General features: G+C 55.7%; 9 protein-coding genes and 1 pseudogene. All 10 read left to right on the forward strand.

The window, feature by feature from the left end:
• Positions 1-3: 3 nt before the first annotated feature.
• The 10 genes and pseudogenes from trbI (at position 4) to AC0L2K_RS25720 (ending at position 10,777) form a co-directional block, all read left to right on the forward strand.
• The gene (gene trbI, locus AC0L2K_RS25675) at positions 4-1,323 is read left to right on the forward strand and encodes an IncP-type conjugal transfer protein TrbI (RefSeq protein WP_473532645.1); all 1,320 of its coding nucleotides are present in this window, start codon (positions 4-6) and stop codon (positions 1,321-1,323) included.
• A 219-nt stretch (positions 1,324-1,542) separates the two neighbouring features.
• Positions 1,543-1,917, forward strand: a complete 375-nt coding sequence (locus AC0L2K_RS25680) for a hypothetical protein (protein ID WP_473532646.1) — start codon at positions 1,543-1,545, stop codon at positions 1,915-1,917.
• A 540-nt stretch (positions 1,918-2,457) separates the two neighbouring features.
• Entirely contained in the window at positions 2,458-3,240 is a 783-nt protein-coding gene (locus tag AC0L2K_RS25685; RefSeq protein ID WP_127319004.1) for a metallophosphoesterase, read from the forward strand.
• The gene (locus AC0L2K_RS25690) at positions 3,237-3,932 is read left to right on the forward strand and encodes an HAD family hydrolase (RefSeq protein WP_473532647.1); all 696 of its coding nucleotides are present in this window, start codon (positions 3,237-3,239) and stop codon (positions 3,930-3,932) included. The genes AC0L2K_RS25685 and AC0L2K_RS25690 overlap by 4 nt, the downstream gene beginning before the upstream one ends.
• Positions 3,933-4,033: 101 nt before the next feature.
• On the forward strand, positions 4,034-4,879 hold the full coding sequence (locus AC0L2K_RS25695; protein WP_164784010.1) for a MurR/RpiR family transcriptional regulator: 846 nt from the start codon (positions 4,034-4,036) through the stop codon (positions 4,877-4,879).
• A 276-nt stretch (positions 4,880-5,155) separates the two neighbouring features.
• Entirely contained in the window at positions 5,156-6,418 is a 1,263-nt protein-coding gene (locus AC0L2K_RS25700; protein ID WP_473532648.1) for an NAD(P)/FAD-dependent oxidoreductase, read from the forward strand.
• Positions 6,419-6,457: 39 nt separating this feature from the next.
• A pseudogene (locus AC0L2K_RS25705) lies at positions 6,458-7,536 on the forward strand (ABC transporter ATP-binding protein).
• A gap of 232 nt (positions 7,537-7,768) precedes the next feature.
• Positions 7,769-8,959, forward strand: a complete 1,191-nt coding sequence (locus tag AC0L2K_RS25710; RefSeq protein WP_473532649.1) for an ABC transporter substrate-binding protein — start codon at positions 7,769-7,771, stop codon at positions 8,957-8,959.
• A 136-nt stretch (positions 8,960-9,095) separates the two neighbouring features.
• A complete protein-coding gene (locus AC0L2K_RS25715; RefSeq protein WP_473532650.1) occupies positions 9,096-9,941 on the forward strand; it encodes a carbohydrate ABC transporter permease in 846 nt (281 codons plus the stop codon).
• Positions 9,938-10,777 (forward strand): carbohydrate ABC transporter permease, encoded by an 840-nt coding sequence (locus tag AC0L2K_RS25720; RefSeq protein WP_127318990.1) that lies wholly within the window; start codon positions 9,938-9,940, stop codon positions 10,775-10,777. The genes AC0L2K_RS25715 and AC0L2K_RS25720 overlap by 4 nt, the downstream gene beginning before the upstream one ends.
• The last annotated feature ends 89 nt before the right edge of the window (positions 10,778-10,866 follow it).

Genomic DNA, 10,866 nt, shown 5'->3' on the forward strand with positions numbered 1-10,866 from the left:
GCTGTGGTCCAATCTCTTAAGCTCGGCGGTGCGCCCAACCAGGACTCCGAGGCCGGCATCCGGCGCATCAATCGACTGCCTATCATCATCGTGATCGTGCTCGTCATCGCTTTCCTCGGCGTGATCTTCTACGGTCTCGCATCGCGCGGCCTGCTTGTCCGCCAGAACACCGGCCCGGGCGATGGCTCCGGCAATCCGGCCTCGAGCTTCGCCGACCAGCTTAAGCGAGGTGTGGGCGACGCCATCATTGGAGAACCGCAGCAGACGACGACGCTGCAGCCGACACCTGTGACTCAAAGTGAGAAGCGGTCCGTCAATCCGTTCACGCCACAACCGAGCCGCACGGAAGAGGCGCAGCCCGTACAGGAACTAGAATCCGAACAGGTCTGGCGCGCCCGCCTGCAGCGAGAGCAGGAAGAACAATATCTCCGGGAACGGCATCGCCAGAGGATGGCCCGGCTTCAGGCGAATGACGCGGCCTATGACTCGCCGATCACGGTGGACCACGGCAAGTTTGACAGTCGGGGAGGGGATACGAACGCTGCGGCCGCCACGACAACAAACGGAATTTCCACCGTGACGACGACTGGTGCTGCGTCCGACCTAAATGCGGCAGCTCTGCGCGCTGGTCTCGGCGGGCAGAATGTCGATCCAAATGCCCAGAAGGCCAAGGAGGATTTCTTCAACGCGGACCTCAAGGAGCTTGGCTACCTGCCGAACCGTGTTGTGCCGCAGCAGTCACCATATGAGCTCAAGCGTGGCTCGGTTATTCCCGCGACATTGATCACCGGCATCAATTCCGACCTTCCCGGTCGCATCACCGCCCAGGTGAGCCAGAACGTCTATGATTCAGCAACTGGACATCGCCTTTTGATCCCACAGGGAACGAAGCTGTTCGGACGCTACGCCAGCGAGGTGTCGTTCGGCCAGAGCCGCGTGCTCGTCGTCTGGACGGACATCATCTTCCCGAACGGCTCCACGCTCCAGATCGGCGGCATGGCGGGCTCTGATGCTCAAGGCTACAGCGGCTACCGCGACAAGGTCGACCGGAAGTGGCTTCAGACCTTCGGTTCGGCCATCCTCATCGCGATGATCGGCACGGGCATGGATATGGCAATCCCGCAGAGTTCCACACTCGCGACGCAAGAGACGGCCTCGGATGCCGCAAGACGAAATTTCGCCGAGACCTTCGGGCGTGTTGCCGATCGAACCATTCAGAGAAACATGGACGTACAGCCGACGCTCGAGATCCGCGCTGGCTACAAGTTCAATGTGCTCGTCGATCAGGACATCGTTTTCCCGGGAACCTACAAAACTCTGTAACGCCCGGGTAACGGGAACTTCTAAGGAAGGCTGCTGGCGGCGATGGTTCTCTAGATGGGGTCAGAAGCCTCAGCCTCTCTCGATGAGGTGAACTGCGCTAGCAGCAACTTCAAAAAATGTCCTCCTCTAGCGCGGTAATTTCCTCCACTTGACATAAATTCGAAAAAAAGCTCCATTATATTCGATATCCAGACGATGTCTGACAGGCGGGATAGCGACATGGCAACGACGCTGTGGACGGTGTTTCGAAGCATTTGGCTCGACCGAGGTGCTCAACAAATTGCTACCGACGATCAAGCAGGAGCATTCGTGTCTCTTCTCGGCCAGTCAGGGGTGCGGGAAATCAACGCTATTGCGGATGTTCGCCGGCTTCGAAGCGCAGGGCCCGCGGCACTGTTTCAATTGGCGGACGAGTTGTGGACCATTTGGCTCCGGGAGCGCGCAACCCGGCAATGGTTTTTCAGAGCAATGTCCTTGTATCCGCATATGACGGTCGAGGAAAACATCTCGTTGGCGCCTGTGATGGAGAGCCTTAGCGCGGTGCAGAGATTGCCGATGGTAGGGCCATTCGTGTCGGGCGGCGAGCCAAGATGACCGAAATCGCATCGAAAGTTCGCGAAACTACGGCGATCGTGGAGATTGATCATCTAACGAAGAACGCCTTTGCAACGTTCGGGAGGGCAACGGCAGCTGGCGCGGGCCATGGCTCGCGCACCGGGCTTGTTCCTGATGGACGAACCCATTGTCGAACCTCGATGCAAAGTTGAGGGTGGTGACGCGAAGCTATGTCACTCATGATCAAAGCGATGACGATGTCAGCTCGCATCGCATTGATGATGCATGGCCGGGTGCTGCAATATGCCAGCCCCAAGGCCCTTTATGCGACCCCAACGCATTTAGAAGTCGCGACATTCATTGGCCAGCCGTCGGTCAACTGTTTGCTTCGAATGGCTCGATCCAGCTGGATGTGGCGGAGAAGATCGAGCTCCGCACCGCTCACGGGGTCGCTCTGTCGGCCGAGGAAGGCCCGAGATAAATGATCACCACAAAGAACGGCGCCATCAAGTAACCCAACGTTACACCTGTTTCTTGCCCCACCTCCTCCCGGAGTCGGGCCCATGTAAGTGTGGAGCAATGCAAAAAATCATTCATATAACAGACCCCCATTTTGTCGCCCCTGGCAAGACGCTTTATGGCATCGATCCGGCGCAGAGACTGCGCGACACCTTGGACCACGTCTCGCGCGTACACGCAGATGCGAAACTCATCCTTATTACCGGCGATCTTGCTGATACAGGCGATCCGGCCGCTTACGTGCTCTTGCGCGAGATCTTGTCGGAGGTCCGGCTGCCCGTCTATTTAACGATCGGCAACCACGATGACCGCAGCGCATTTCGAGGGGTCTTCGGCGGGGAAGGCTTCGTTCAGGCGGCTGTCGACCTGCACGACTGGCTCGTCGTCTTGCTCGACACGAAGGACGACATTAGTCATTTCGGTTGCCTCGACGGTGGCCGGTTTGAATGGCTCCAAGACCAGCTTGTCCATGCGGCCGGCCGACCAGTCGTGGTTGCTATGCACCATACGCCAGCGGACTTGCATGTGCCTTGCTTTAAGACGAGCGACATGAAGGAGACCGATCGGTTCTTTTCCATCGTTCGGAAAAACGCTTCGGTCCGCCACATGCTCTTCGGTCATCGGCATGTTGCTGCGGCAGGCAGTTTGTCGGGCATATCGTTCACTGCCAGCCGTGGCACGGCGCAGCATATCGTTCTGGACTGGGAACAATATGGCAAGCCCATATTCGTGGCGGCTGCGCCCTCATATGATGTCGTCATGTTGGACGGATCGGATGTCGTCGTCCATCGTCACGAGGGACTTGATCAACTGCCTGTCATTCGTCCCGGTGACCCGAAATGACGGCTGCACCCTCAATCACGACTTCCGATCGGCCACGGCCTCGACTGATCATCTTCGATTTTGACGGCACCCTTGCGGAGACGGAAATTATAGCATCGGAGGTGATTTCGACAAAACTCGCCGCGGAAGGTGTCCAGGTGCATCCGGATGAAATCACGGCAACGCTCTCCGGTGTTGAGCGGGACGATCAACAACCGCGTCTGGAAAGCCTTATCGGTGTGAGCCTGTCTAAGAACTTCATGGAAACAGTCGGGGTTGAGATTCAGCTGGCCGCCTCTGTGAGCCTATCGGCGACACCTGGCGCGATTGAACTGCTCCAGTGGCTTACCATTCCGTTCTGTGTCGCATCCAACACATCTCGTTTTGAACTCATCCACCGCATGAGAGCCGCTAATCTTTTAGGGCTTGTAGGCTCACGGTTCTTCTCCTCCGACGACATCGGTATCCGCAAACCTGATCCTTCCGTGCTGCTGTTGGCGGCGGAAGTCATGGGCGTGTCTACGGGCGAGTGCCTTGTCATTGAGGACAGCGTCATCGGCCTTAATGCCGCGCGAAATGCAAATATGCGCTACTGCGCGTTCGGGGGCGCCCGCCACCATTCCAATCAGCTGAGGAATGATCTCCGAACCTTTGAGCCCGAGGCATTGTTGTTGAACTTGGAGGAGCTTAAAGGCTTGCTTTGCCCAATGTAGAAGACTGGCGGCGGCATGGGCGAGTTACGCCGGCCCCCATGCGAGAGCGGTCAAGCAATGGGGCTACATCCGGAATTCACCATATCCCAACGGACAGTGCAATGAAGAACGCGGACAGATCATCAAGCTTGGTGCGGGATGCTGTATATGATCTGCTCACCAGCGGACCCAGCTCACAATCAAGGATCGCGCATTTCATTGCCCAAAACCCCGAACTTCTTGGGGATATATCCATCTCCAAACTCGCTCGTCAGACAAACAGCGGAGAAGCGTCGATTGTGCGATTTTGCCGTACACTTGGCTTCTCCGGCTTTCGCGAGTTCAGGATGGCGTTCACCGGGGAGATTGAGCGCGATAAAGCCCGGCGACTAACACAGTACCTCACCACTGAAGATACGCATGTAAGGCCGGAAATTGCCAACCTGAGCGCGGCGCTCCAACATTCGGTTGCGGCCTCGGCTCGCCTTCTCGACTACGCCCAGATCGAGCGCCTGACGGAGCGACTACAGAGTGCGACGCGTGTTGAAGCTTTTGGTATGGGCGTCTCCGCAGTCTGCGCTGAGCTGTTATCACATCGCCTGATTTGGCTGGGGATCCCTATGCATTCAACCGGGACTGTGAACATCGCTCGCGGTCTGGCTCACGGGCTGGATGCTTCGGCGTTTGCTATCGGCATCTCCTATGAAGGTATGAGCGAGGAAACAGTTGCCTTTCTCAAAACTGCCCGCGACAGAGGAGCGTATACGCTTGCAATAACGACGCGTGACAAATCCGCGGTCTCTGAGGTTGCGCATGAGGTGCTCTTACTTAGCTCCGCAGGCCCCTGGCCGGAACCTGGATCGGCAAGGCTTATGCCTTCAATGGCTCTGTTGAGCGAGTGCATCGCCGAGTGTCTGAAGGGGCACAAATACCTGAAGATCCCTCAATCCTCGCGCACCAAATCATGACTGTACGAACGGCTTAACAGCTTAACAAGACTCCGGTCGCTGCCAACACCGCCTTCGGCGAAGCCTCCCTTTCGCGCTTCAGACCGCCAGGTGGTCATTAGTCTACCCATCCCCTGCCGGCACTGATATGATGAAAAAAACCATCTATTGATATGAAAATAAAAATATGCTTTACCATCTGGGCGCAACGGTCGGCCTCCGCCCGCTGTTGCCTTCAAGAGCTTCAATCCGTTGCGGATCAGGTACGTGTACTTTGAGCGAAGAGTTGGATGACCCATGGCAGATACCAGCGACGTCGTGATCGTTGGAGGTGGCATTATTGGCTCGTCGATAGCATGGCACCTCCATGAACAAGGCGTGAAGAGTGTTCGCATCATCGAGCGGGATAACATGTTCCGCGGAACCAGTGCAGCGGCGGCAGGATTCATTTCAATCTGGGCCGTTTCTGCTCCGACCCAACAGGCCGAGGAAGCCGAACTCGAGCGCTACGGCCTCGAATTCTACGCTAGGCTTCACGCAAATCATGACATCGACTTTCGGCAAAATGGGCTTCTCTGGGTGGCCGGAAATGAGGCAGCTTGGAAACAGATGCAGGCGATGGTGGCGCATCCTGAGGAACCGAAGACTCATGCACTTGACTCTGCGCAAGTCCATGACGCCACGGCTGGCATGATCAGTGCAGGCGAAACTCTCGGCGGGGTACTACAGCCGGGTGCCGGGCAGCTCGCTGCAAGTAAGGTCGGTATTGCGCTAGCAAATCAGCTCGACGAAAAGGGCGTCGTGATCGATACAGGTCGGTCCGTAACGGGACTGGTGCAACGCGGAGGAAGGATTGTTGGCGTTGATACATCGACCGGCCACGTTGCTGCCGACAAGGTTGTCGTTGCCGCCGGTGCATGGAGCAATCCGCTGCTTGAGCCACATGGCGTTTACCTTCCAATGGTTCCACACGTGGCGTCCCGATTGATCGCGCGACCCATGGGCATCCCCGCTGCGATGCCGGCTCTATTCCTCACGGGCATTGCGTCTGATGGCCAGGCAGGAAACGTGCTTTGGGTTCGCCAACATGAGGGGGGGCTGGTGTTTGGCGGAATGTATTCAATATTCCCGCGGGACATGTTTGTTCAGTCTCAATTGCCCGACCAATTCAGCGACATTCCGATCGATGGCGCATTGGAGGCGCAACGACGGGCAGAATTCGCAACGCGCATGCTTCCGGCATTCGCCCGTAGGTCAGGATTGAGGGTAAGCCATGGCGCGCCGTTATACACTCCAGACCGACGCCTTCTTGCTGGAAGTGTCGAAGGGATAGAGGGCCTTTTTGTCGCAACCGGCGACAACGAGTTTGGCATGACACATGGCCCAGGATTAGGCAGGGCTCTGGCCGAATATATGACCGGTCAGTCAGGCGCGCCATGGGTGCGTATGGAGCAGTGGAAAATCGACCGTTTTGGGACGCGGTATCGCAACGGGGCGCAGGTCCAGATCGACGTGGAACGCATGCTGCTTGAACAAAATGACGGCTTCACTCTGACTTGAATGACGGCCAAACCAGCCAGTCATACCCCAGGAGAAGATATGGTCAACGTGTCGCTTAGAGCGGTAAAGAAATCCTACGGTAGCCAAGCTGTCGTTCACGGCGTCGATCTCGATGTCCGCGACGGTGAGTTCGTCGTTCTAGTCGGGCCGTCAGGTTGCGGCAAAAGTACGATCCTTCGAATGATCGCCGGATTGGAGGGCATTTCCGATGGCGAACTGTCGATAAATGACCGCGTTGTGAATCATTTGGGCGCCAAAGATCGAAACCTGGCAATGGTCTTCCAAGACTATGCTCTTTATCCGCATATGACTGTCGCTGCTAATATCGGATTTGGGCGAAGATGCATGGCATCCCTGCTGGAGAACGCACACAGCGGATCAAAGAAATTGCGGAACTGCTACAGCTAACGCCATATCTCGATCGAAGGCCGCGGGCTCTTTCTGGCGGACAACGGCAGCGCGTGGCCATGGGACGGGCTCTTTCCCGAAGCGCGCAGCTGTTTCTGTTTGATGAGCCACTTTCAAATCTTGACGCCAAACTGCGAACTGAAGTTCGCACCCAGATCAAACTCCTTCACCAAAAACTGAGTATGACGTCAATTTTTGTCACGCATGATCAGACGGAGGCGATGACGCTCGCCGACAGGATCGTTTGTCTGGAGGCCGGCCGGATCGCCCAAATCGGGACACCCGAGGAGCTTTATAATTTTCCGCGTAACGTCTTTGTCGCGACATTTATCGGGTCGCCTCAGATAAATCTGTTGGAGGCTGAAGGCCACGGGCACACACTTACTCTGCGAGACGGCCAGGTTTTGAAGATGCCCTGCAGCATTGCTGCTCTTGAAAAAAAGAGACGTGTCCTCCTGGCCATCAGGCCAGAGGATCTCACTGACGAAAGCAGAATGAATTCGACGGATGTTTTTCAGCCTTTGGAGATAAGTCATCTTCTTGCGGAAACGGTTGGATCCGACACCTACGTTATCGGGGAATTGGGTGGAACACGACTGACTGCACGCTGTGCTTCGGCGATGCGCCCCGATCTGGGTTCGCGTCTTCGACTTCATGTTAACGTAGGGCGGCTACATCTCTTCGATCCAGAGACGAGCCTGCGCATCTGAGTACGTCTTCCCATTTGGTCCGAAAAGTGACGTCGGCGCGAGCGGAGTTCCTTTCAAAGCCGCAGCCGAGCGAATAAACGCCTGGACGCCCAATAGTGGTGAAACACATAGTTCTACTAATAAATGGTGGAAGTGCGGCATTATCTCTCTCCGAAGTTGTTCGGAAATGACCAAAGGCGAACATTTCGCGTCGCGATGGCCTGTTCAAAAGAAACCATGAAGGGGAACATTTATGAAAATCATTAAAGCAATGGTTGGCGCGGCAATTGCAACTCTCAGCGCCTCTTATGCATTGGCGGAAGAGCTCAATCTTTACCTCATTCCGAGCCCATCTTCGACCGCCATACAGTCCTTCATTCCTGCATTCGAAGAGCAGACGGGGATTGAGGTTCATGTCACGGAGGTGCCGTATAGCGAGGCGCATCAGAAGCTGCTGCTGTCAGTGCAGCTAGGGCAGGGTCAGTACGATATCGCGCAATTCGACAACTCGTTTCTGGCCGCATTTGGAGGGGCTGGTGTTATGCAGCCTCTAGATCCGCGCATCACCACATCGAGCGAATACGACATCGGCGACTTTGAGCCGGGACAAAGAGACTATGGCAAGTTCGAGGGCAAGACGCTTGGTTTGACGTTGTCAACCGAGCCGATGATTCAATGGTACCGGACCGATATATACAGCGAGCTTGGACTAAAGCCGGCGACGACATGGGACGAATATAAGTCCAATGCAAAAACCGTGAAGGATGCGGATAAGGGTGACGGCGCGATGTTCGGCTGGGGACCGAATGCAAGCTGGTGGTGGATGACATTGGTCTGGAGTTTTGGAGGTCACCTCTACGACGAACAATTGTTGCCAAGCGTTGATACCCCGGAGGCAATCTTGGCCACCAGATATTTCAAGGACATGCTGTCCTACGGGCCTGAAGGGGGAATCTCGGCAACTGGCGATGACGTCGCAAACAAGTTCTTGTCGACAGACGTTGGCGCCATGATGCAGTATTCGGGCTACTGGGGCATGGCGCTAGATCCCGCGAACAACCTGCACGCAGGAAAAATTGGGACTGCGCCGATGCCGAGAGGCGCTGCCGATATCACGCACCTTGCCGGATGGAATATCGGGATTCCGAAGGACGCCAAAAATCCTGGGGCTGCCTGGAAGTTTCTTGAATTCGTGCTTGGCAAGTCGAATTCCAAGGCATTCCTCAAGGCAGGTGCCGCCGCGATCGGAAGAAAGTCGATTACCAGCGATTCGGAACTTCTTGCAATTCATCCATACCTGCCACTCTTGAACATTCCGGCAACGTCCCGCATCGAGCGCCTCCCGCAACTCCGGGTTTGGCCGGAGATGGAGAAGGCCATTCTTGATGCCCCCAATGTTGAACGGCACCACCGACATTCCAGAAGGTTTAGCGGCACTGAATGAGACGTTGAAACCGATTCTTGCTCAGGAAAGGGCGGAATGATCGGTCTGGAGTGGAGCACTGCAATCGGTCCCGGGATGATCGTCAATGACTTCTGGTAGGCAAAGATCAAATGATATCGACCGAAACGCCCAACGAATGGCCGAATTGTTGGTTGCTCCGAGCTGGCTGCTAATTCTGGCGGTATTTGCCGTCCCGATCTTGGTGGCGTTTTATCTCTCGTTTCGCAATGAAACCTTGGGAGCGTTTATCCCGGGCCAATTTGTAGGACTGCAAAACTACAGCACCGCACTGACGGACGCGCGGTTCTGGGAAGCAATCGGAACGACATGTCTTCTTACCGTAATGGGGCTTGTCGTACAGGTTCCTACAGGGATTGCGCTTGCGCTGCTCATAGAAAAAAACTTGCTTGGCACGCAAATGTTTCGAACGGCGCTCATGGTTCCGATGCTGCTGACCCCGGTTGCAGTGGGCCTGATCTGGCGCTTCATGTTTGATGCTGATCTCGGTATCGTCAACTGGGCCCTGGGTATTATCGGCATTCACGGTCCAAATTGGCTTGGGGGGCGTTGGCCGGCGCTGATGGCCGTGACCATAGTGGACAGCTGGCAATCAATCCCCTTCATTATGCTGACGGTATTAGCCGCCTTGGTGGGATTATCGAAGGGTCCGGCGGAGGCCGCGGCAATCGACGGAGCGAATACGTTTCAAATATTCTTCTACGTGACGCTTCCCTCTCTGCAGAAAATCATACTCCTTCTTGTGATGATCCGCATCATCGATAGTTTGAAGATGTTCGACCTCATATTCATCGTCACGTCGAAGGGCGGACCTGGAACCGCAACTCAAACGCTCGGTATGCTCGTCTATGATACTGGGTTCGGGTTCTTTCAGACATCACGGGCAGCCGCGCTTGGCGTCCTGATGGTCATCCTTGTCTCACCGATCTACTGGCTGTGGCGCAGAGCGGCACGGGAGCAATGAAAATTATGGCAAGGCGACATCTCAGCAATTTATGTTGTTACGCGCTTCTCTTTTCTGCAAGCTTGATATCATTGTTTCCAGTTTTCTGGACGCTATCCACGTCTATCAAGCAACGCGCGGACACGTTTGTGCTGCCGCCCAGAATTTTTGCGTTCGAAGCCACCTGGAAGAATTACGCGGCGATTTTTCAGACCCGGGGGTTCGGGCAGGTTTTCCTCAACACAATCACGATCACGCTCGGATCAACAATTCTGTGCGTTGCAGTCAGTACGTTTGCAGCTTACGCATTGTCTCGTTCCCCCCGATTCTCCGGCCGCGCGCCGCTCGAGGTTGGCCTAATTCTAATTCGGGCCATTCCCGCCATTGTCATAATGGTTCCGCTTTTCCAGATAAGTTCGAAACTCGGCATCTATGACAACCACTACGCTCTGATTGTCATGTACGCCGCGGTCAACATTCCCTTCTCGACCTGGCTGATGACGTCTTTTGTCGACCAAGTTCCGATTGCATTGGAGCACAGTGCAGCCGTGGATGGAGCGGGTCGGGTGGCCACGTTCTGGTACGTGGTGTTGCCGTTACTGATGCCCGGACTGGCGGCGAATACCATATTCGTGTGCTTGCTTGCTTGGAACGAGTTCCTCATCCCCGTGATGTTGGCCGGGAACTCCGCCAAGACGCTTCCAGTGTTCATCTCCGGTTTCATATCCGCTCGAAACCTCGATTGGGGACCGATGGCGGCTGCAAGCTCCCTCGCAATACTTCCAATTGCTGTCATCACGGTCTTTGCGCAGCGGGCTCTAGTTTCTGGCCTGAGTTCGGGGGCCATTAAGGCTTGAAATGAGCTGAGCCAACGAGGTCCCGGATCGAGTTCAAGACCGTTTTCGATTGGTGCCCCGCACGATGGTCGGATTCGCGCCTTGGCACA

Source organism: Mesorhizobium sp. WSM4817 (assembly GCF_055811135.1).

Excerpts from the sequence above, each read along its gene's own strand:
- AC0L2K_RS25685 (WP_127319004.1), top strand. The coding sequence starts at position 2,458 with ATGCAAAAAATCATTCATATAACAGACCCCCATTTTGTCGCCCCTGGC.
- AC0L2K_RS25715 (WP_473532650.1), top strand. The coding sequence starts at position 9,096 with ATGGCCGAATTGTTGGTTGCTCCGAGCTGGCTGCTAATTCTGGCGGTA.
- AC0L2K_RS25690 (WP_473532647.1), top strand. The coding sequence starts at position 3,237 with ATGACGGCTGCACCCTCAATCACGACTTCCGATCGGCCACGGCCTCGA.
- AC0L2K_RS25700 (WP_473532648.1), top strand. The coding sequence starts at position 5,156 with ATGGCAGATACCAGCGACGTCGTGATCGTTGGAGGTGGCATTATTGGC.
- AC0L2K_RS25720 (WP_127318990.1), top strand. The coding sequence starts at position 9,938 with ATGAAAATTATGGCAAGGCGACATCTCAGCAATTTATGTTGTTACGCG.
- AC0L2K_RS25695 (WP_164784010.1), top strand. The coding sequence starts at position 4,034 with ATGAAGAACGCGGACAGATCATCAAGCTTGGTGCGGGATGCTGTATAT.
- AC0L2K_RS25710 (WP_473532649.1), top strand. The coding sequence starts at position 7,769 with ATGAAAATCATTAAAGCAATGGTTGGCGCGGCAATTGCAACTCTCAGC.
- AC0L2K_RS25680 (WP_473532646.1), top strand. The coding sequence starts at position 1,543 with ATGGCAACGACGCTGTGGACGGTGTTTCGAAGCATTTGGCTCGACCGA.